Genomic DNA, 23,446 nt, shown 5'->3' on the forward strand with positions numbered 1-23,446 from the left:
CCATATATATTTTGGTCGGAAGATCGTGCAGAAAGCGGAGCTTACTTACCTCTTTTGGACTTACAAGTAATCTAGCCAGTCATCGGACTTAACTTCCCGTCTCTTCTCAAGAAAATCCTCGTACCGGGCTTTATATTTTTCAACATCTCTCTCAATATCTATAGAAATAAAACCACGCCCTCTCTCCTCTACAGATAAAGCTATAAGCTCAATCTTCATCGGCGAAAGCTCTATCAAGACCCCTGAAACTTTAGACTTATGGAATATAAAGCTCTTTCCCCCGGCCAAGGGAAGGATTTCATCCACCACAGAAAACATTATTGCAGGATTAGATATCTCAATTTTTTCACCATCTTCATAATTTTTCGAATAGCTTTCCGGTATGAGGAAAAGCTTATAATCAATAATAACCAGCCAACCATCTAGCTCAACTAGATCACCGACATTCATTATCACCCCCCTATCACAATAGCATTAACGCCTGTTGACATTGCGCCATCTAACAACCCTTGCTGAACACCTCTTGGCCCGACATATGGATCTCGTGTCATATAGTAACTTACGCCATCAACAGACTTAACACCATCAACAATAATGAAGTGTTTTCCTTGGCCGGCGGGAACCTGAACGATAACACTTGCTCCTTCTTGCAGTGCTTTGTTTAACTGCTCAGGTAGCATTGTCGTGTTTACAGTATTTTTAACTCCCGCCTTAGATATCACATCTGATAATTCCAGAGTATTAACGCCGGTCGGCCTGACCCCGTTTACAAAGCTTCCAATTGCATTGTCAAGGCTAATAGCCGCACCCGTTTTGTCAGTAATTGTCATTGCTGCGCAGGCTGGTCCGCATACAGGGGCGTCACCTTGTAAAATAACCGAGCCCTTTGGTTCATATGGGATCGTTTTAGGCGCAACAGCAATACCGCCTGCGCCATCAACAGAAGCACCTGCTGTCGCTTTCCCCCCACCTGCCACTTTCGAGTCAGCAACGACTACAGGCCCCGCCCCACCCTTGATGGCAGGAATCCCCAGTGTAGCCATCCCCAGCAGGCCGGCCACCATATTACCAGCGGCATTCCATCCATCACCATCAACCGCTTGCTTGGCACCCTGGGTAAACTGCAGCGCCCCGTTGGTCGCCGCCACAGCCCTGATCGTGCTGCCGATAGAGCCGGTCAGGAAGTAGATCGCAGGATCACCCAGATTGGCCAGGCCTTGCTGCTGTTCGCCAATGCGCAGGCTGGACTTGGCATCCAGGTAGGTCTGCTCGTCGACGCTGCGGTCCCGAGTCCAGGCCAGGTTTTCAACCAGTCCCATTTGGCTGCGCTGAGCATCTGCCCAGGCGAGCTTGTCCTGGCTGCTACCAGCGTAGGGATAGCCATAGCCCAAGGCCTGCTCACCACTGAGCAAACTGGCGACACTTGCCTGGACGGTTGCCAGGCTATGGCTGATACCCAAGCCATTTTGGGCATCCACTTTCCTGACGGCATCCAGTCTCTCGAAGGCATAAACCTGCAGGTATGCCGCGAGCTCGACCTTGTCATCCTGGCTAAGCGATACTCAGCAAAGCGACGAGCCGTTAGTTAGTGAAAATTTAATGGCACCGCCTACACAGCCAGAGAGGTTTTGCTGCTGCGTCAACTACTTTCGCAGCACCAAACTATCTCGGTTTCGCAATTTTGCCTTTTATGTAATCGTTCAGATAACTCTCCAGAGGCTTAGCTGTTCCGAGAACATGAAGCTCACCAGACTGCCTATCAATCAAAAACGGGGCATTCCCCGCGAGCTGGGCTGATAGCTCACCGGTTTCCAAAAACTCTTTTGACTGGTAGCAAAAATACCAGCCCTCAGCAAATTCACCTTGACATGTAATTTGCAAAGGGATTTCGGAATCCATTAAATATTCTTTTGCCTTCCTCAAGACACATGCATAAGTTATCATCAATTGGTTCTCAATAGTTGTAGCGCCTTGAAATCACCGAATTTTGCCGGCCTCCCCGTCTGCCCATCAAGGAATCTAACAACACCATTCTGATTAACCACATTAAAAACATGCCCTGACTGACCCGGACCATAAGAGCCAAACACGATTCCACGAGCACCATTTCCAGAGTTTGCCATTTGATGCGCGATAGCCTCAGGTGCCGTCACAGGACCAAATTTAGAGCCGGATTGTTTTTCAAGCGCACTCAACGGAACACCCTTCGTATAGTTGATTGGCAAGGCTGATGCAGGATTTCCTACCAGTGTCGCTTCAGTAGCAATAGAGCAGTTGACACAGTTACGAGTTCGACTTATTTCTGGATAACCCGGATTACCATTCTTGATTGAACCCGCAGTTTGATCGGCCCCACCTGCCACTTTCGAGTCAGCAACGACTACAGCCCACGCCCCACCCTTGATGACAGGAATCCCCAGTGTAGCCATCCCGAGTTCAGTTTTGATTGGCAACTGGACCAATGGTACTCCGAGGCATGGGATACACACTGAGCAAGGGTTTCAGAGCCTTTCTTTGTAGTCACCACGACAAAATCAGAGGCATGTTTGAATTTTTTATCGAGCTGCTTCTAGCCTCCCCCGGTTAAAGCCTCAGCAACACTGTTACCTTTTCCACTATCAGCCTTTTATGCGCTCTAGGAACTCGACCATTGCTAGCGGATCACACTCCACAAGTTTTTCAAGTAAATCTTCTGCTGCCCAATGCAGAATCATGTCCCCTCCCCCTCCGTCCTTGCAGAGGATGAGATCACTTGACAAAGAAGAGTCAACAACATTGACTTCTCTATCGCTGAGCGCCATCAGGCCGCCGTAGCCATCATAAGGAATGACCCAGTAAAAACGCTCGTTCTCTATCCAGTAAACCCCAAACACCTGTACAGGCTCTTCTCGCCCAATTTCTCGAATAATCATATTTACGTCACTCAATAGTCCTACCGGGTTGCAGCACAGGGGGCAGCTGTTGCGGCGTAGTAATTTTCATATCGTATGCTTTATCGGTTACGGAGTTGTACTGGTAGTGGATGGTTATATTTTCTCCGCTAGGTAGACGGTGACTTACTTCCATTTTCCTCCACCCCTCACTCCGCGGAAAATCTTTATCGCCTGCTAGCTTTGTATCACGACCGGCAGATGGATTTTCTACTACTCTGTTCCACAAAGTCTGCTCGTTCAGATCTCTTGGCGCCGTTGACTGATAGCTCTTTGCTGTTGAATGCGTTGCATAGTCTGGGAGACCAGCAGAAAACTCATCGGCAGCATTTTCCCGACCATAATAATCTCTATTTAAACTAGACCTTTCAGTAACAACATTCGGGCTATATCGATCATCAGCAATAGTTGGCTTTCCGCCACTGAAACCACTAGAACCACTATCTTTCGCCCCACCTGCCACTTTCGAGTCAGCAACGACTACAGGCCCCGCCCCACCCTTGATGGCAGGAATCCCCAGTGTAGCCATCCCCAGCAGGCCGGCCACCATATTACCAGCGGCATTCCATCCATCACCATCAACCGCTTGCTTGGCACCCTGGGTAAACTGCAGCGCCCCGTTGGTCGCCGCCACAGCCCTGATCGTGCTGCCGATAGAGCCGGTCAGGAAGTAGATCGCAGGATCCCCCAGATTGGCCAGGCCTTGCTGCTGTTCGCCAATGCGCAGGCTGGACTTGGCATCCAGGTAGGTCTGCTCGTCGACGCTGCGGTCCCGAGTCCAGGCCAGGTTTTCAACCAGTCCCATTTGGCTGCGCTGAGCATCTGCCCACGCGAGCTTGTCCTGGCTGCTACCAGCGTAGGGATAGCCATAGCCCAAGGCCTGCTCACCACTGAGCAAACTGGCGACACTTGCCTGGACGGTTGCCAGGCTATGGCTGATACCCAAGCCATTTTGGGCATCCACTTTCCTGACGGCATCCAGTCTCTCGAAGGCATAAACCTGCAGGTATGCCGCGAGCTCGACCTTGTCATCCTGGCTAAGCAATGAGGGATCGCGCTTGTAGACTTGCAACAGCTTATCGCTACGCTGATCCGCGCCTTCGAAGTTGACCAGATCACGCGCGGCGTCCATTCCGCCGTCTTTGGTCGGAACGCCCTGCACCCGCGGGGTGCTCTGCGCCGCGGGCAGTGTCATGGCGGTGGAGACGGTGCTGGCGACGGCCGGGGGGGCCTGCTGGAGCGTCGGCGCGACCACCGACGTCATTGCCGGGAGGCTGGTGTCGCGCGCAACGATGGTCTCGTGGAGGGCTGGGCAAGCGTGATCGGCGTGCTCGGCCCAGGCTGTGCAGTGGAGGCGGCCCCTCCTACCTGGCTCGACGTGCCTTGGCGGGCGGCCACTTCACCGCTGCGGCTGGGCAGTTTACCCGGCCCTTGGGCCTGATCGATGGCGGCCACGCGCACGCGCGACACTTGAAGCAACCGACGGAGCCCTGAGGGCGAAACCAATCTTTGAATTTATTAAGCCCAATTGAATCAAGGGCAATAAATTTCATCTCACCTTTTCGATACGACACATTCGAAGTCTTTAGCTTTCCAAACCCTTGAATTACATCGCCACGCTCTATTTTTGCGCCTATGAGCGAACTGATCCGACCAAATACACAATTGGCATCCTAGATAAATTTAGACCCCCCACAAGTCCCGCCCCTCTAAAGCCCAGACAAACCCAACACAACCACAAATTAAAAATCAGTCGCTGCGCTTTTTTTAACCTCTGCCACCTTTGACTCCACCCATATCCCTAAAGCGACTGGAACCCCGCAAGACAAGCCAACAAGAATAGACTTATGAATCTCCTCCCAACCAAATACCCAATAATCAAACTTATATTAACCAATAATCGACCCTACAAGGTGCCCCAACATCCCAACTCCAAGAAAAAACAATACAGAATACACCAACAACACAGCCATCAAAAAAAACCCAACTCTTTCCAGCTTCACTTTTTATCTCCTACAGAACTGACTTGCCCCCCCGACGACTTCGGAAAGCACAGAACCGGTTACAGCGCCGTATTTATCAGCTGTTTCTCCGACAACTGGTTTTAACTGACCAGACACTACTTGACCTCCCTTAAAACCCATCAATCCACCCAGAACTGCGCCCAGAAGTAAATACGTCGGATCTTCACCCTTGATCAAACTTCCTAAATAAGATCCACCAGCCCCAGCACCAAGAGTGAACCCTAACCCTCTGCCTTGAGTGGCCCCGCCAACAGTAGCAGCAATTGATGCATCCACGTAACTAAACGGCTTATCGGTGGATAACTGATCACCGATATTCGCTCCGCCGGCTGCTGGGCGCCACAAACACACCTAATGTGCCAGGAGCGTAAACCCAACCGGCGACATAATCATGACCTGGTTCCTGATGCCCATAGCTTCTTGTTAGGGGCTGTCTGAAATGTGTCTGCTCGAAAGCCAGACAAGGCGAAACCGGGCGAGAAACGGCCGGGGCTGCGCCCGACTGTACTAGAATACGTGAACGTTCCGAGCCCATTTCAACATAGCATGAGTGAGCCCAGATACATTCAGACAGAGCTTAGATATCATTTGTTTTATTTTGATGATCAAGTTTATTCAAAAGCGCCTTTCTTTTGTTATCTTTACGCTGAGCCCTGCTATTCTCTCTCATTTCCTCTACTGAAAAACCTATGCGCCCCCCCATTTCCTGATATAGCAGGCAAGCAGCCTCCCCCTCAGCAACATATTCAACCAAAAAGGGCGTAGGAGGGGCATCTTTATTGCGAACTCCAGATTTTAAAAAGCTCACATATTCGCTCAGCACATCAGTGGCTTGTGCCACCGTCATAATGACTTGAAGTCCATCGCTATACTCACACTCCAAATACAGGTGGCCTTCAGCGTATCCCATATGGTGCGCATTTCCAAACCCCAAGTATTCGGCATGCCCTTGAAGCCCACATGCACTCAAACGATCGATCAATGCTTGAGCACTGGCCGTACCACTCACATCATCACTCAACCAACCAACAATTTCGCGCACCCCTACAGGTATTTGCTCGATGCGCGCTCGCTCGCCATGTTCAGACGCGCCCAGATCATAAAATCCAAATATCGACCAATGAGGATATACGATACCTAAATTCATATTTTTCTATCCTTTCCATACACAGGCCACGCTGTGGCCCCCGTACCATCCGGCTTACCGTAGTATCCCTCTATTCTCACGCCACTAGGTGAAATCCCTCGCCACCGTTCAGTACCAGCTATAGGAGATGAATTCCTGAATGCACCCTCGATCTCTACCTGAACTTGCCGCTTGCTCCACTGCTCAGGGAAAAATGTTGTCTCTGCTTTCTTCGGGGCCCAGCTATTCGTCAGAGGATCGCGTATAGAGACATACCCTTTTGAAACACCAAATTCATCAACTTGACCAGTGATTCGAGTCACATTGACATCAGGAGACCTTAAATAATGACCACCCGTCCCAACCCTCTCACCACTCCTCAACGTATTTACTCCACCGTCGAGGATATGATCAAAGCGTATAAACGCCGTTGCGTATAACGTCTCTGTCTGTTGCCGCACCAGCTCCAGTGGGGTAGGCGACGGTTTGAAATCTTCTAGGTATTTTCCGGTATTTGGTGAAACTGCAAGAGCTGGGTCATTCCTGATAACGCCCGGGTTTCCTGGTCGTGTGGAGGCAGCGTCGCCGATTGCAACCGCCCCACCCTTTACAGCGGGAATCCCCAGTGTAGCCATCCCCAGCAGGCCGGCCACCATATTACCAGCGGCATTCCATCCATCACCATCAACCGCTTGCTTGGCACCCTGGGTAAACTGCAGCGCCCCGTTGGTCGCCGCCACCGCCCTGATCGTGCTGCCGATAGAGCCGGTCAGGAAGTAGATCGCAGGATCACCCAGGTTGGCCAAACCTTGCTGCTGTTCGCCAATGCGCAGACTGGACTTGGCATCCAGGTAGGTCTGCTCGTCGACGCTACGGTCCCGAGTCCAGGCCAGGTTTTCAACCAGTCCCATTTGGCTGCGCTGAGCATCTGCCCACGCGAGCTTGTCCTGGCTGCTACCTGCATAGGGATAGCCATAGCCCAAGGCCTGCTCACCACTGAGCAAACTGGCGACACTTGCCTGGACGGTTGCCAAGCTATGGCTGATACCCAAGCCATTTTGGGCATCCAGTTTCCTGACGGCATCCAGTCTCTCGAAGGCATAAACCTGCAGGTATGCCGCGAGCTCGACCTTGTCATCCTGGCTAAGCAATGAGGGATCGCGCTTGTAGAGTTGCAACAGCTTGTCGCTACGCTGATCCGCGTCTTCCAGGTTGACCAGATCACGCGCGGCGTCCATTCCGCCGTCTTTGCGATAATTGTCCCTTGCCTCGTCTCGCTGCTTGGCCGAATGGTCCCCAAGGATGTTGTATTGGGTGCCGTTTTTGGCGACCCATGCCGCTTTGTCCAACGAGCTGGCATCGGCATCCTCCTGGCTTGCCGCCGCCAGCACCCCGACGATCTGCGAGCTCATGGTCAGCAGGCTTTCATTTCCTCCAACCAGCTTGTCGAGCTGTACCACCAGCGCTTCATTCGCGCCCCCCGCCAAAGCACCCGTTCTGAAGTCACCGCCAGTGGCCTTCGACAGCAAGCCACCCACCATCGCATGGATAGCAATCTTGGGGAGGCTGCCGTTCTCGATGCCGAACTGCTTGGTGTAATCCCCCACCGCATTGAAACTGGCTGCCGCCAGCGTATTGAACAGCGCGCTTTTCAACGCATCGCTGGCACTGCCGCCCTGCCCAAGGGCCTTGCTCAGCAGCAGGGAGGTACCATTCTGCAACGTCTGGTTGGCTGCGAACTGACCTACGCCTTTGATCGTGTTCAGTTCGGGCCCAAGGACTTTGCCCGTGACTGGGTCAGTTTTCGTTCCCGTCCAGCCATCGAAATAGGCCGCTGTCAGACCTGCAGCCACACCCGAAATGACATAGCCTTTCATCGCATCGGAGGAGGTCACATCCTTGACCACAGCCCCCAGATTGCCTCGATTATTGACGACGCTTACCGAAGCATTGGTCGCAGCGCCCGTGGCAACGGCCCCGACGGCGGCTCCAGCGACACCGCCGTTGGCCCAGGCCGCTGCGGCAGGGCCGACGACGGCCGCCATGACGATCGCAATCGCGAGCTGAGCAGCCGGCCCCAGACCGGAATTGCTGTACTTGAACGAATCGTGGATTTCCTTGACCTGACGCCAGTCCACGCCACCTTGTGCTTCGACCTGCTTGAGCCAGGCCAGCTTGGGATCGGCCTTGACCATGGCATCGATGGACTCGCTCACCGTCTGCTGGTTGACCTGGCGCACATCCACATGAATCTTGCCAACGGCATTGATCACCAAGTCGCCTTTGGCGACCAGCTCGCTCTGGCGAACCGTTTCATCCGTACGGCCCTCGCCCTTCATGCTGAACCAGCCAACGTTGGACTTGCTCTTCTCGTGACTCTCCTGATGCAGGTCCTTGACCGCCTCGAACGTCACCGCGCCGCCACTATCGATGGTCAGGTCATTACCCGAGGCGAGCTTCGCCCCCTGGTACAACTGATCACCACCGCTCTTGAGCGTCAGGTCGCCACCGCTGCTGACTTCGCTGCCCACCGCCTTGACGTCGGTGACTTCGTCGCGCTGGGTCTGCTTGCTGCCCCAGCCGCCTTTCTTGCTCATGTCGTACAGCGAGTACTGGCTGTCGTTGGCCGCCAGCAGCTCCAGCTTGTCGCCGGCCACCAGGTAGGCTTCCTCGCCGGCGCTGACTTTGCTCGCCACCAGGCGCAGGTCACGCCCGGCGTCGATGGCCAGGTCGCCGCCGGCCTTCACCACGGCAGACTGCTGCTCGACGTCATCCTCCTGCCGCTCGTACTTGGTCTTGCCCTTCTTGCCCTTGGCGTAGCTGTGCTCCTCGTTCGCCGCAGCAGCCAGGGTCACGTCGCGGCCGGCCTGCAGGGCCAGGTCGCGGCGTGCCTCGACTTCGCTGGCGACGATGCTCAGATCCTGGCCAGCGGTGGCGGTCAGTTGCCGCCTGCGCTGATCTCGCTGCCGTGCTGGGTGATGCTGGTGTCGTGGCCGCTGACACGGCGGCGTTGATACTCGTGGCTGTCGACGCCTTCCTGGCTGACGATGGACAGGTCGCGACCGGCATCCAGCCTGATATCGCCACCCGCCTTGAGCACCCCGCCTACGTTGCCGATATCGCGCCCGGCGGTGACGGTCAGGTCGTTCGCCGCCTCGATGCGCGCAGCGCTGTCGACCAGGTCCTTGGTCACATGCTCACCACCGGCCCGGCCTTCCAGACGGGTGACGCTGCGTTCGTTGATCACATCGCCGGTCAGCGCGGTCAGGCTCACTTCACGACCAGCGATGATCCCGCCCTGGGCGTTGCGGATCGAGTCGGTGGCGAGCATGTCCAGGCGCCCGCCTGCTTCGATCAGGCCGCTGTTGCTGATGTTGGTGGCGCTGGCGGCGAGGTTGTTGGTGGCACGCAGGGTGCCGACGTTGACCAGGTCGCCGCCGCTGATCAGGTTGACGTCACGGCCTTGAATCAGCGCGCCGTTGGGGGCGACGCGACCGTTGGCGTGGGCCAGGTACAGCACTGGCGCCAGCACCTTTTCGCCGTTGACCTCGACCTGCTCCATCCAGACGATGTCGTGGGTCAGGGCGGCGACCTGCTCGGCGCTGAGCGACACGCCCACGCTCAGCGGCGGGCGATATAGCACGAAAGAGTTTCCCGGACGCCTCCTGTATGTGCTCGACCGCCTAAACCGCTGGTTCTATTCGCCGCGCCCGCCACTCAACTGGTTTACCGTACACCGAGCGACGACGGTGTGCGATGGCTGCCAGACCGGGGTAAGACTGGGACACAGCTGGGGAGCGGGGTCAGGAGGGGGCAACATCGGCGACAGGCCTGCCTATCTCGGCCACTTGCTTGACTGCTTCGATCTTGAATTCTTCGGGGTAACGTTGACGACTCATGGCACCTCCTATTTGGGGCTCATTATGAGGCTTAGAGGTGTCTACGAAACCAGGGGCGATTCATAAGGCCCCAGGTACCACATCAGGATTTCGACCCGATATTTTTGTTGCTATATAACGATGATCCCCATCAACAATTACATCGCCATCCATCTTAATTTCCGGAACAATATCTCCCTTAAGAAGCCGATTAACATATCTTTGCACCGCAGGTAATGATACAGCGCCTTGCGCACTAATAGCAGGTTCACCCTGCAATGCTTTTTGAATTACCCAAGGGTTACCTCTGAATCCTTCGAAGCCAGAGGTTTTCCTGCTGCCTCAGTAGCTTTGCACCAACTAGCTATCTACGTTAGATAGCCGTTTAAATTCCTTTCGAGCCAACTGCCTATTTTTCTGCGAAACCGCCTTATCCGTGGACAATATTTTCAATTGCTTTATTAACTGAGAGGCGTCCCTGGCGGTTACATCGGCAACCCATGAAAGTGCAAGCCCTATCCAATAGTCAGAGTCATGATTCAATCCTGCCTCTACAACGCACACGTAAGGAAAGCCATCCCCCAAAGCCGCCTTAGCAACCTCAACAGGTGTCTCAAGCAAAGAAATGATGCGTTTAAAATCTGACGCCTCTACCAAAGGAAAGGACAAGTCATGCCCTTCAAGATGCCAGCCACCAAGTTCATCTCTACAAATATTTAGCTCATCTAGAGAAAATCTCACCAAATAGTTTCTCATACATTCCTACATCCCTGGATGATGTTTAATTTCTAGACCGTACTGTTTCATGGTCTGTTCAAATTTATGCCTGACCTCAGGACTCCAATTTTTCCAGTAATGCCCACTATACTCATTGGTTATTACCTCTCCATTGGTCCCTCGTCTAAACATACCCCCCACTAGAGTGGATGAATCAGCATCTATAGTTTTAGCCAATTGCTGATGAGGAGAGCCCCCAAGATTCGTAGTTGGCTTACCAACTACGAACGTGCTTGTTTTAGGATCAAAAACAAACTCAATAGAACCATTCTTGGTGCTGGGGAAGTAGTTCTGTACAGCTTTGACTGATACGGAGCCAGGTTCAAGGCCAAGTACACCTAGTGCGGGCCCTGAGCCATGCCAAGTTGCGCCACCTTTTGCATCCACCATCCCTGGCTTGGCAGCATCCGACTCGCCGCACGGACCTACGTTATGAACCCAGGTTTTGAGTTTACCTACATAAAACGTATGCCCAACATCCACGGAAAGATTGAATGTCTCGCCGACTAACTTATGCAACCTTATCGAAGCAACGCGACTCGACGTGTCATTTCCAGCTCCATCAGCCAAGGACTGTAGCAAGTCTCCAGTCCTCAAGTCACTCATCGGCACAAAATCATGTCTGGCCGGTACATAGAATGGGTGACTGGGGGTCACGAACAAAGTCTCAGTCTGAACCTGACCATCTGCGCGCAAGCTTTCCAGGGTCAACCGATAGATTGGCTGATCGTTACGGATGTGCGTCGCAGTGATCGCTGCGGCGAAGGGTTCACCCCCATGCTCAGGCTTGGTCCAGACTATATCCCCGACCTTGAGGGTTTCAATCGCTCGGTCGCCCCCCGGAGTCGCAACCAAGGTTCCTGCTGCGAAGCAGCAAGGGCCACGCTCAGTTCCGCCAACTGCGCCCTTGCGACTTGTGACTGCCTTGACGACAGTTCGCAGCCACATCCCAAAGGTGCCGACATCCTCTGCATCAACCCCAACCCCTGCCTGCCCCGCAGCCTCTTGGGCTGCATCGGTCATCGCCTTGGTCATGGCGGTTCCGACGAGTGTCTGCATGGCCTGGTAGTTACTGAGTATCGTGGCGCCGAGCGCATACTGCTCTTTCCATCCGACTTCCTTCATGCTGCCAGCCAACAGCGCATGAGTTTTCTGGTAGTCATCCGAGAACAACTTGTACTCGCTACGGCAGGCGTCCATGTCACGGGCACACAGCCGCTCCAGCCGCTCCTGATTTTCGATATTCAGGTCGCCATACCGCTTGCGTACATCAGCGCATGAATTGTTCGCCTCACACGTCTTGAGCTCGGCGAGAAACGCCTCGACCTCTTTATGTCGAAGGAAATTGTTCTGAGTAGCCTGCTGTGCGACCCAAGCAGCCACTTGTTGATCTTTGGCGTCAGCACCTAGGCCAGCAGCAACTGTCATACCGACCAATTGTGAGGTCATGCCCAATACACGGTCGTGAGCTTCACCGGGAAAGATCTTGTCCCCGACCAGTTGCACCAAAGCCTCATTCGCGCCTGCCGCCAACGCCGCCGTGCGGAAGTCACCGCCCGCCGCCTCAGCAATCAGACCACCGACGATGGCATGCACTGCGACGCGCTTGGGCAACCCGCTGCCCATCAGACGATCTCCGACCTCATTGAAGATCGCTCCGCTCAATGCGTCCGCAGCAATCTCCAGGCCGGCCTGGACAGCGTTGTCCTTCAGGCTGCCACCGTAGACCACCGTACTCAGCGCTGCTTTGAGTGCAATGCGAGACACGATGCTGTCACCGCCCGGTGCAAGCGCCGACATCACATAACCTTTCATGGCATCACTGGAGGTCACATCCTTGACCACCGCACCGAGATTCCCACGGTTGTTTACCGCACTGGTGGCAGCGTTGGTAGCGGCAGCACTGACCACCGAGTTGGCGGCAAAACCGAGCGTTGAGTTACTTGCGGCTCCGACCGCAGAGGCTCCAGCTCCCCAAGTCAGATAGGTCACGATGATTGCAATGACGAGTGAAGCTCCCGCGCCCAAACCTGACTGGTCGTACTTGAAGCTGTCGTGAACCTCCTTGACTCGACGCCAGTCCACATCACCCCGAAGCTCTGCTTCCTTGAGCCACGCAAGCTTGGGGTCAGCCACGATCATGGCGTCGATACTCTGGCTGACAGTTGCCTGATCGATATGCTTGATATCGATCTTCAATCCGTCGACAGCCTTGATGGTCAAGACGCCTTGCGCAACCAGCTGATTCTGTCGAAGAGTCTCGTCAGTCGTGCCACGCCCTTTCGCACTGTTCCATGCAAGATCGCCCTTGGATTTTTCATGGCTTTCCTGGTGCATGTCTTTGACGGCTTCAAAGGTCACTGCACCGCCACTGATGATTGCAAGATCACTTCCAGCTTCGACTTTGGCGCCTTGATAGAGCTGATCGCCACCACTGACCAGGGAGGTGCTGCCACCGCTGCTGACCTCACTGCCAACTGCTTTTACATCTGTAACTTCATCACGCTGGGTCTTGCTGCTACCCCAGTTACCCTTCTTGCTCATGTCATAGAGTGAGTAATGGCTATCGTACTCAGCCAATAGCTCAAGCTTGCCACCCGCGACCAGATAGGCGTCTTCACCCGCACTGACTTTACTGGCAACCATCTTCAGATCGTTTCCAGCCTCGACCTGTATGTCTCCTCCGGCTTTCAGACTGGCACCTACTTGACGAACATCATCTAACTGCGTTGTCGTCTTGGTCTGGCCTTTCTTACCCTTGGCGTAGTCATGCTCCTCATTGGCCGCCGAACTCAGGAGAATGTCGTTACCTGCACTCAATGTCAGGTTGCGCCGAGCTTCAATCTCACTAGCGATGACCGAAAGATCCTGACCTGCTGTCGCGGTGATGCTTCCACCGGCAGTTACCTCGCCTCCGTATTGAGTGATAGTTGTGTCGTAGCCACTGACTCGACGACGCTGATACTCGTGACTTTCGAGAGACTGCTGGCTGGTCAGACTGAGGTTGCGAGAGGCCTCCATATCAAGGTTCCCCCCCGCCTTGACCACCCCGCCCACGTTGCCAATATCCCGCCCGGCGGTGACCGTTAGGTCGTTCGCCGCCTCGATGCGCGCAGCGCTGTCGACCAGGTCCTTGGTCACATGCTCGCCACCGGCCCGGCCTTCCAGGCGGGTGACGCTGCGTTCGTTGATCACATCGCCGGTCAGCGCGGTCAGGCTCACTTCACGACCGGCGATGATCCCGCCCTGGGCGTTGCGGATCGAATCGGTGGCGAGCATGTCCAGGCGCCCGCCCGCTTCGATCAGTCCGCTGTTGCTGATGTTAGTGGCGCTGGCGGCGAGGTTGTTGGTGGCACGCAGGGTGCCGACGTTGACCAGGTCGCCGCCGCTGATCAGGTTGACGTCACGGCCTTGAATCAGCGCGCCGTTGGGGGCCACGCGACCGTTGGCGTGGGCCAGGTACAGCACCGGGGCCAGCACCTTCTCGCCATTGACCTCGACCTGCTCCATCCAGACGATGTCGTGGGTCAGGGCGGCGACCTGCTCGGCGCTGAGCGACACGCCCACGCTCAGCGACAGCTTGTCCTTGCTGGCGATGGCGTTGTCCATCAGGTAGCGGAACAGCGTCTCGTCGCTGGTCATGCCATCGATGTAGCGCTGGCCGGTGCGGGCCACCACGGCTTCGCGGATCAGGCGTTGTTCGTAGAGGCCGTCGCCCAGGCGCTTGATGGCCTGGTCCGGATTGACGTTGAGCTGGCCAAGCAGGTAGTCGGAGCTCAGGAACTGCTTGAGGTCGGTCAGGGCCGGGTTGGTCTCCACCAGGTATTTGTGCGAGGTGCTCGGCACGCTGCGCTCTGGGACGCCCTGGACCAGTCGAACACCCGCTGCCAGGCCATCCAGCGCTACTCCGGCGCCGCTGACGGCGCCTTGGGCCGCAGCCGAGCCTTGGGCGGACAGCGTCTGCGCCGCACGGTTGTCGGCATTGGTGGTGCTGGCCAGCGGTGAGATGAAGGTGCCGCTGCCTGCTTGGGTATGGTCGGCGGTGGCGCCCAGGGCATCGCCGCTGATCGCGGCCTGGCCAGTCTGGGTGCTGATGCGGAACAGGCCGTTGCTGCCTTGAGGCAGGCTAAAGCTGGGCAGCGTGACCGGGTTGACCTGGCGCTGAGCGAGGTCGGGCGGCAACTGCGGGTTGAGCGCGCGCACCTGGGTCTGGGCCTGGCGCGGATCAGCCGTGGCATCGCCACGGGCCCCGATGGTACCGGCGCCGGCCTGATTGACGCGCACCACGCTGTTGTCGATGCGCTGGGTGGCGTTGATGGTCACGGCGCCAGCCGACTGCACGACCGCCGGGGCAACCACGGCGCCAGCGATCGGCGTCCTGTTGTCGATGACGTCATAGATGCTGTACTGCGGATACCCCGCAGCGGCCATGACCTCGTCGAGGGTCAGCGAGCCGGGGTTCTGGTTGAACTGGTTCTTGGCCTGGATGAACGCGTTGTACTGGCCGCGATCACGGGTATACATGCTCGCGGTGAGGTTGCGCTGCTCGCCTCCACCGGCGCCCTTGTTCTCGAACACCGCCGTGTTGATGGCGATGTCACCCGCCGCCGAAACGCTGCTGTAGTGGTTGCGGAATGCGTCACCGGCGAAGGTCAGCTTGCTGCCGGTGGTGATGAAGGCGGTGGGGGTATCGCGGTCGATGACGTCTTCCCAGCTTTCCGTTGCCGAGAAGTACAGCTCGCAGCCCTTGCCCTTGCAGCGGTCGTCGGAATAGACATTGACGTTGCCGGCGACCAGTTTCTTGGTCGAGCTCAGGAATTCCTTGCGGTTGAGCAGCGTGTCCACCGCCAGGGTCATGTTGCCGGCGCTTTCCACGCTGCCGGAGATGTTGTCCAGCAACACCGCGCGGGCACTGGCGTTGCCGGCAAAATCAAGGGCACCGAGGCTGTAGATATCGCCGTAGTAGTTGCTCAGGCTGCCGACGCGCAAGGTCATGTCATTGCCGCTGAACACCAGGCCGCGCTGGTTGCTCAGGCTGTTGGCGGCGAGCTTCACCGCCGCAGCGCCACCCAGGGTGCCGCGGTTTTCGAGGCTGGCGGCCGTCACCGTCAGGCCGCCCAGGGCGGTCAGGCGACCGTCGTTGCTCAGCAGGTTGCGCGCGGTCACCGCGGTGTCGGCGCCACCGGCCAGGCTGGCGGTACTGGACAGGCGGATATCGTTGGCGCCCAGCGTCAGTGCGCCAAGGCTGCTCAGGCGGCCATTGCCATCATAGTTGCCGGTCAGATCCAGTTGCAGGCTGCCATCGCTGGCCAGCAGGCCATGGTTGGTCCAGTCGCCGCCCCGGCCCTTTAGGCTCTCGACGGCCAGCAGCTTGCCGCTGGCGGTCTGGACGAAGCGACCGATGTCCAGCTCCAGGCGCCGGGCTTGCAGCACGCTGCTGTTGGTCCAGCTGGCAGCGGCGATGCTCAGCAGGCCATCGGTGTGCAGCACGCCGCCGGCCTGGGTGACCTTGTCGGAGGCCAGGCCGAAGCTACCCTGGCCGGTGTGCAGGAGTTGCCCGCCGCTGTTGCTCAGGCCACCGATCTGCAGGTCGAGGTCCTGGTTGGCGGTGGCCAGCACGCCGTTGTCGTTGAGCAGGTTGCCCGCGACGATCAATCGACTGGTGCCGGTCTTGCCAAGGGCGCGCAGGTTGCCGCTGCGGTTGTCGAGTTCGCTGGCACGCAGTTGCAGCTCGCTCTCGCTTTCCAACTGGCCGAGGCTGTTGTAGAGCGCGCCGCTGAGGCCAAAGTCGATGCGCCCGGCGCCGATCTTGCCGCTCTGGTTGAACAGTTGCTGGCCCTGCACCTTCAGCAATCCGGCCGCGTACAGGCCACCGCCGCGGTTGTCGAGATCGGCGGTGACGATCTTGCCGTCACCGCCCAGCGCCGAAAGGTAGCCGCCCTGGTTGTTCACCTTGGCGTCGGCTGCGATGTCCACGGACTGCGCCTGGGTGGTACCGCCAGCGTTGTCGAACAGGTCGCTGAAGACGCCCTTGAACAGGCCTTTGGCCGCGCTGAGCATGCCATTGCCACTGTTATCGAGGCTCGCCGCGTGCAGTTCGAGGTTGCCTGCCTGGCTCTCCAGGCGACCGCCGCGGTTGTCCAGGCGCTTGTCCAGGCGCACATCGATATCGCCTTGGCTCTTGAGCGTGCCGGCCTGGTTGTCCAGGGCAACGGCATGGATGTCGAGCTTGCCGTGCTCACTGAACAACAGGCCATCGTTGCCGTTGAGCAGATCGCCGCTCAGGCGCAGCACCAGGTTCTGCTGGCTGGCCAGATTGCCACCGTGGCTGTTGTCCAGCGTGCCCGAATCGACATGCAGCAACCCATGGCTGATCAGCTTGCCGCCTTGGTTGTCGACACGCACGGCCTTGAGCAGCAGGTCGGCGCCACTGACCAGGCGCGCATCGTCGGTATTGAGCAGTGCATCGGCCAAGGTCAGGTCGAGCGCCGCACGGCTGACGAGCTGGCCCTTGGCGTTTTCCAGACGCTTGCCGGCGATGCTGATCGCCTGGCCATTGATCTGCCCGCCCTGGTTGTCGATGACGGTGCCGTCCTGGTCGAGCGTCAGGTCACCTGTGGCGGAAATGAGCCCGCCGCTGTTGTCCAAACGATCGCCGACACTGAGGGTGATCGCCTGCTCCGAGGAGACGATGCCCTTGCGGTTGTCCAGGCTGGCCGCCGTGACCTGCTGGCGGCCCTTGCTGACCAGAGCGCCCTGGTCACGGTTGTCGAGGGCGCCGGTCAGGGTCACGGTAAGATCACCGTCCTTGCTCGACAACGTGCCTTCGCCGCTGTTGTTCAGGTCGCTGCCGCTGACCTGCAGGCCTTGAACGCCGGACATCAGGCCCTTGGTGCTGTTGTCCAGCTGTGCCGCCTCTACGGTCAGCCGGCCGTCGCTGAGGATGCGGCCCTGCTGGTTGTCGATGCGCTTGGCGAGCAGGCTGAAGGATTGCTGGCTGGTGACTTCGCCAGCGCTGTTGTCGAGCTTGCCCAGGCGCTGGATGTTCAGCGGGCCATTGGCACTGATCAGGCCGCTCTGGTTGGTCAGGTCGCCGCCGTTCAGGTCGAGGTCGAGTTTCTGCTCACCGATCAGACGCCCCTGGCGCTGGATCAACGCACTCACCCGCAGCAGCAGATCGCCCTTGGCGGAGATCTCGCCGCCCTCGCTGGAATCGACCTGCCCGGCCACCAGCGTCAATTCGGCATCGCTGTGGATGCGACCGCCGCGCTGAAGGGCATCGGCGCCGTTGCGCACGTCGCCCGTGGTCAGGGTCATGGCCTGCTTGCTGCTCAAGGCGCCGCCACGGTTGTCGAGGCCGTCGCTGGTGACGGTCATCGCCGCCTGGCTGATGAGCTGGCCGCCCTGGTGGTTATCCAGTTGTCCGGTCGTGACGGTCAGGCCGGTGTTGCCCGACAGCAGGCCGCGCTCGCTGTTGAGCACGCCTGCACTGGTGACGGTCAGCGCTGCGGCGGCGGAGAGGATGCCCTGGTCGTGGTTGTCGAGTTGACCGTCGATCACGGCCTTGAGGGCCTTGCCGCTGGCCAGGGTGCCGCCGCTGAAGTTATCGAGGCTGACAGCCTCGACGTCGAGATCGTGGCTAGCCGACAACACGCCCTTGAGGCTGTTGTCCAGAACACCGGCAATGCGCAGGGTCAGGTCCTGGGCGCTGATCAGGCGTCCGCCACGGTTGTCGAGGCGGTCGGCGACCAGGCTGAAGCCGTGGTCGCTGGAAATCTCTGCGCCGTTGCGGTTGTCCACCGCGCCGATCTGGCGCAACAGCAGGCTGCCTGGCGAGCGCAGCAAGCCACCGTCGCGGTTCACCAGTTGGCCGTGCTGCAGGTCGAGGTCGATGCCGGTCCCGCTGACCAGTTGCCCGTGGTCATGCTGGTCGAGGCCGGTCAGCGTCGCATCGATCTGGCCGGAGGCACTGATACGGCCACGGGCGCTGTTGTCGAGCTGGGTGGCGACCAGCAGCAGGCTGCCGGCACCGATGTTGCCCTTGGCGCTGTTGTCGATGGCGCCGCTGCGCAACTGGGCATGGCCAGCTGCACTGATGGCGCCGCCCTGGCTGTTGTCCAGGCGGGCGGCGTCAAGCACCAGCCCGGCATCGGTCACCAGAATGCCGCCCTGGTTATCCAGCAGCCCTTCGCTGGTCAGGCCCATGGCAGCGATGGCCGAGACCTTGCCGCCCTGGCGGTTACGCAACGTGCCGGCGTTCAGCGTGAGGGTGCCGTCACTGACGATGAGGCCGGCGTCGCTGTTGTCCAACTGGCCGTCCAGGGCCAGCTCGATATGCTTGTGGCTGCTCAACCGGCCGCCGTTGTTGAGCAGTTCGGTGCCTTTCAGGCTCAGGCTGTCGTAGCCGCTGAGCAGGCCCTTGTTCTGGTTCAGCAGGCGCTGGACGGTCAGGGTCAGGCCACGGTCGCCAATGACCTTGCCAGCCTGGTTGTCCAGCAGTGCGCTGGCGTCGAGCACGACCTTGCCTGCGCTGGAGATCTCACCCTGCTGGTTGAGCACGCGCGCCGCGCGGATGTCGACCAGATTGGTCGCGCCAATCCCGCCGCCGTTCTGGTTGTCGATCGTGTTGGCGGTGAGCAGCAGGCTGCCCAGGCTGGTCAGCCTGCCGCCCTGCTGGTTCAAGGTGCCCAGGTGGGCTTCGAGGTCACCTTTGGCCGTGATGTTACCCAGGCGTTGATTGTCGACCTTGTCGGCGATCAGTTCGAGGCGGCCATCGCTCTGCAGGTGGCCGGCATCGCTGTTGGCCAGGCTGGCAACTTCGATGTGGGCCTTGCCCTTGGTGGTGGCTACGCCCTTGTCGCGGTTGTCGAAGTCCCCGCCGGTGACGGACAGCGAGCGGTCGGCAAGCACCAGACCGCCACGGTTGTCGAGGCGTTCGCCATGCAGTGAGAGATCGCCGACGCTCGACAGCATGCCGTTGTCGCGATTGTTCAGGGTGGCCACTTTGACGGCCAGTGTGCCGTCGCTGAGCAGGTTGCCCTTGCCGCTGTTGTCCAGGCCCACGGCTTTGAGATCGAGCAGACGCTTGGCCGAGATCAGGCCGAGGCGGTTGTCGATGTCGGCGCTGGCGACGATCAGCACGTCGCCGCCCAGCATCTGCCCGCCGCTGTTGAGCAGCCCGGCGGTGGTGATGTCGAGGCGATCGGCCTTGAGCTTGCCGCCGTTCTGGTTGTCCAGCAGCGCGCGGGTGGTCAGCCTGGCCTGCTGGTCGCTGCCGATCAGACCGTTGCCGCGGTTGTCCACCTGGGCGGCGGTGACCTGCAGATCCCCCTGGCCGACCACACGGCCGCCACGGTTGTCGAGGTTGCCGGTGATATCCAACACGGCCTGGCCCTTGCCTTGCAGCAGGCCTTGCTCACGGTTGTCGATCGCACCGCCCGTGGCTTTCAGGGTGTCGTCGGCCAGCACCTGGCCTTTGCGGTTGTCCAGCAGGCCTGCGGTCAGCGTGGTGGTGCGGCCCTTGAGGCTGCCACCCTGGTTGTCGAGCGTGGCGCTGCTGTCGATCTCGAGGTTGCGGTTGGCGACCACGCTACCGCGGTTGTGCAGGGTCTGGCCCTTGAGGCTCACGTCGCCCTGGGCGTTGCGGCTGTTGTCTGGCTCCACGCCGGCTTCGATGATCCCTTGGTTGTCGATCCGCGCGCCCTGCACGCTGATGCTGCCCTTGGCGGCGAGGCTCTGGCCGACAGTCACATCGTCACGCACACGCACGGTGGCGCTGCCGGCGGTGTAGGTCTTGCCGGTCAGCTCGGCGCTTTGCGCGGCAATCTTCAGGTCGCCGGCGCTGGAGGTCTGAGCAAGCGTCACCTTGCCGTTGGCGTCTACCTGGATATCGCCGGTGGTAGCGGCCATGTTGCCAGCCAGCTTGACCCCCACGCCCTGCTCGGTGCCGACCAGGCGGATGGTGTTGGCATACATGCCGCCCAGCGCCGAGCTGTCGATGGCCAACATGGGCTTTTCGCTGCCGTCATCGGCACGCGGGGTGGCCTGCAGGGTATCGGCCTGGACGTCGTTGCGCCCGGTGACGATGTTCAACTGCTTGGCATGCAGCTCGGTATTGAGCTTGGCACTGCGGGTGATCAGGTCGAACTGGTCGAGGTTGGTGGCGTTGAGCGCATCGCCCTCGATGGCGATGTCGCCGCCATCGACCTGGAAGCGGTCCAGGCGCTCGCCGTCCATGATCGGCTTGCCGGTGGTGAGGGTCGCCCGTGGCGTGTTGATGAAGCCGCAGCCGTTGCAGGTGATGCCGTGGGGGTTGGCGACGATGACCCGGGCCGCCTGGCCCGCCACCTCGGTGTAGCCTTGCAGGGTACTGCGGTTGCCGCCGGTGACCTGGTTGAGGATGACCTGGGCCGCCTGCCCCCTGAGATTGGGGTTGCCGACGATGATGCCGCCCAGTTGAGTCGACTGGGTCTTGCCGGTGGCGTTGTTGAGGATCAGCCCGTTGCTGCCGACGTTGTAGTCACGGAAGGTGTTGCTCGACAGGCCGCTGCCGTTGGGGGTGGCGATATTGACGATCGGCACCCCGTTGCCGGCCTGGTTGATGCTGGTGTTGGCATTGGCCGCCGCATCGACGGTCAGCTGTGCAGCCGTGCTGACGATGGGGTTGAGAAACATCACGCCAGCAACGATCAGGGCGATGCACTGGTTCAGTGGGGTGCGGATATCCATGTCGAACAAACTCCAGTCGCAGCTCAGGCCAGTTGCCGGCCTGCCCCGCAAGGGGCAGCGATGTCACGGGTAATGGGTAGGGCCGGCGCTCAGAAGAAGGCGTCGACGCGGAAATAGATCGGGTGCTCGCGGCGGGTTACCGCATCGGGGCGCTCCAGCGAACGGGCAAAGGTTGCGCTGGCAGCGAAGTATTGGCCGCGCACATTGAACTCCAGGGCATTGCCGCTCAGGCGCCCATGGTCCTTGCCGTTGCCATGCTGGCCCTTGATCACACCGGCGTCGTAGGCGAACGCCATGCCGTATTCGCGCAACCAGGGCTGCAGCGCTGCCCAGGTGACCGGCCGACGCCAGCGCAACTGGTTGCGCCAGTAGCCGCCGCTGTCGCCGGTGAGGGTCTGATCCTTGAAGCCACGCACCGAGGTCAGCCCGCCGACACTGATGCGCTGGGCACTGTAGAGCGCGTCCTCGCTGCGCTGGCCGGTGGCCAGGCTGTCGAAGCTGAACTGTTCGCCCCACAGCTGGAACGGCTGCAGGTAGCTCAGGGTCAGGGTGTACTTGTTGTAGCGCGACACCGGTTCGTTGCCGTGGGGGTCGCCTGCGCCCTGGGCGTCGAGCGCGCCGATGCCCTGCTGCCAGCCGGCATCGAGGTTGACGAAGGCATTGCCGATGCGTCGGCCGTGGTTGACGCCAAGCTGACGCTCGGTGATGCGGGTGCTGGAGACATCGATCAGGGTGTCGTCAAGGTAGTTGCGCGCGCGCAAGTGGCTCACACCGATGTTCACCGCCGTCTTGCTCAGGCTGTCGCGGTGGATCACCCGTTCGGCCTGGAACTGGTGCACGCTGTTGTCGCCGTCGAGCTTGAAGGGAAAGCCGCTGGAGGTGTCGCGGGTGCGGTAGTAGTTGTGGTTGTAGCTGTAGTTGAAGGTCCACCAGCCCCACGGCAGGCTGTAGTTCAGGCCATGGCTGTCGGAATGGCGCCAGTGGTCGCTGACCACATCACGCCCGCCCCTGAGGCTCAGCTGATCGGCCAGGCCCAACGGGCTGTCCCACTCCAGGCCCAGGTTCATCTGTTGCTCGCCGCTGCTGGCATCACCATTGTTGTGGCGGCTGGCCGAGACTCGCCAGGGTTTGTCACGCTGGCCCTTGAGCTGCACGCGGCTACCGCCGACTTCCTGGCCTGGCACCAGCTCGACTTCGACCTGACGCGACGGCAAGCGACCAAGCTGGTCGACCATCTGCTCCATGTCCCGCAGGTTGAGCACTTCGGAGACCTGGCCGGGGAAGGTCATGGCCATTTCCCGTGGGCTGGCAAGCGCTGAGCTGTCCAGGCCTTCCAGGCGCCCTTCGACGATGATGATCTGCAGGATGCCCGAACCCAGGTCCTGCTGCGGCAGGTAGGCACGGGTGGTCAGGTAGCCGCGGTCGATGTAGTGATCGGTGATGCGCTTGAGCAGGCCGTTGAGCTCGCCCACCTGCAGGCACTTGCCTTCATAGCCGTCGACCAGTGCCTGGCGCTGCCGCTCGCTGAGCAGGGTCGCACCTCGCAGCTCGACGCTGCGGATCTGGAAGCACCGCCCTTGCTCCGAGGGCGCCACAGGGGCTTGTGGGGCCTGCTTGCCGGGCAATTGCTGCAGTTCCTCAAGGCGCTTGCGCTGCTCTTGCAGAAGGTTTTCCTGACGGTCACGAATCAGGTCGCGGTCGCCGGGAGACTGGAAGGGGGCGGCACTGGCAAGCAGCGGCAGGAGCGCAAAGCCGGTCGCCAGCGCACGGAGGAAGAGGGACATGCAAGTAATCCGTCACTTGAGAACTGATCGCATCACTGCGAAAGGGAGCGAAGGATACAAGAGCAGAACCACGCCATCAATGCGCCACTTAGTGCTTTGCGACGAACGCTGATTCGTTTCCGTGCTTGGATAGCGAAGGGATGCGGGTCGGGGGGATCGGGCGGGGTTTCGGGCAATTGCTACAGAATGAAAAAAGCCC

At 59.0% G+C, this 23,446-nt stretch carries 11 protein-coding genes and 2 pseudogenes; all 13 read right to left on the minus strand.

Annotation, left to right across the window (positions count from 1 at the left end; genetic code table 11):
- Window positions 1-60: 60 nt before the first annotated feature.
- Window positions 61-450 (minus strand): hypothetical protein, encoded by a 390-nt coding sequence (locus VA602_RS23505; protein WP_323454483.1) that lies wholly within the window; start codon window positions 448-450, stop codon window positions 61-63.
- A 2-nt stretch (window positions 451-452) separates the two neighbouring features.
- Entirely contained in the window at window positions 453-1,478 is a 1,026-nt protein-coding gene (locus VA602_RS23510; RefSeq protein WP_323454484.1) for a hypothetical protein, read from the minus strand.
- 184 nt (window positions 1,479-1,662) lie between these two features.
- Window positions 1,663-1,944 carry a YrhB domain-containing protein gene (locus VA602_RS23515; protein ID WP_323454485.1) on the minus strand — a complete coding sequence of 94 codons (282 nt, stop codon included), beginning with the start codon at window positions 1,942-1,944 and terminating at the stop codon, window positions 1,663-1,665.
- A complete protein-coding gene (locus tag VA602_RS23520; RefSeq protein ID WP_323454486.1) occupies window positions 1,944-2,462 on the minus strand; it encodes a toxin glutamine deamidase domain-containing protein in 519 nt (172 codons plus the stop codon). The genes VA602_RS23515 and VA602_RS23520 overlap by 1 nt, the downstream gene beginning before the upstream one ends.
- A gap of 156 nt (window positions 2,463-2,618) precedes the next feature.
- Window positions 2,619-2,912, minus strand: a complete 294-nt coding sequence (locus VA602_RS23525) for a hypothetical protein (protein ID WP_323454487.1) — start codon at window positions 2,910-2,912, stop codon at window positions 2,619-2,621.
- A gap of 7 nt (window positions 2,913-2,919) precedes the next feature.
- Window positions 2,920-4,125: a hypothetical protein gene (locus VA602_RS23530; protein ID WP_323454488.1), complete on the minus strand. Its 1,206-nt coding sequence runs from the start codon at window positions 4,123-4,125 to the stop codon at window positions 2,920-2,922.
- Between the two features lie 1,406 nt (window positions 4,126-5,531).
- The gene (locus VA602_RS23535) at window positions 5,532-6,101 is read right to left on the minus strand and encodes a hypothetical protein (protein WP_186711736.1); all 570 of its coding nucleotides are present in this window, start codon (window positions 6,099-6,101) and stop codon (window positions 5,532-5,534) included.
- On the minus strand, window positions 6,098-7,318 hold the full coding sequence (locus VA602_RS23540) for an EndoU domain-containing protein (protein ID WP_323454529.1): 1,221 nt from the start codon (window positions 7,316-7,318) through the stop codon (window positions 6,098-6,100). The genes VA602_RS23535 and VA602_RS23540 overlap by 4 nt, the downstream gene beginning before the upstream one ends.
- A gap of 9 nt (window positions 7,319-7,327) precedes the next feature.
- Window positions 7,328-9,705, minus strand: a pseudogene (locus VA602_RS23545) (DUF637 domain-containing protein); the annotation flags it as partial.
- A gap of 187 nt (window positions 9,706-9,892) precedes the next feature.
- Window positions 9,893-9,979: pseudogene (locus tag VA602_RS23550) on the minus strand (transposase); the annotation flags it as partial.
- A gap of 339 nt (window positions 9,980-10,318) precedes the next feature.
- Window positions 10,319-10,714 carry a hypothetical protein gene (locus VA602_RS23555; protein ID WP_323454489.1) on the minus strand — a complete coding sequence of 132 codons (396 nt, stop codon included), beginning with the start codon at window positions 10,712-10,714 and terminating at the stop codon, window positions 10,319-10,321.
- A 6-nt stretch (window positions 10,715-10,720) separates the two neighbouring features.
- Entirely contained in the window at window positions 10,721-21,463 is a 10,743-nt protein-coding gene (locus tag VA602_RS23560; RefSeq protein ID WP_323454490.1) for a two-partner secretion domain-containing protein, read from the minus strand.
- Between the two features lie 89 nt (window positions 21,464-21,552).
- Complete coding sequence (locus VA602_RS23565) at window positions 21,553-23,247, minus strand: ShlB/FhaC/HecB family hemolysin secretion/activation protein (RefSeq protein WP_323454491.1); 1,695 nt, start codon at window positions 23,245-23,247, stop codon at window positions 21,553-21,555.
- Window positions 23,248-23,446 lie beyond the last annotated feature (199 nt).

Origin of the sequence: Pseudomonas machongensis, assembly GCF_034961125.1 — a bacterium.
Lineage (GTDB): Bacteria > Pseudomonadota > Gammaproteobacteria > Pseudomonadales > Pseudomonadaceae > Aquipseudomonas > Aquipseudomonas machongensis.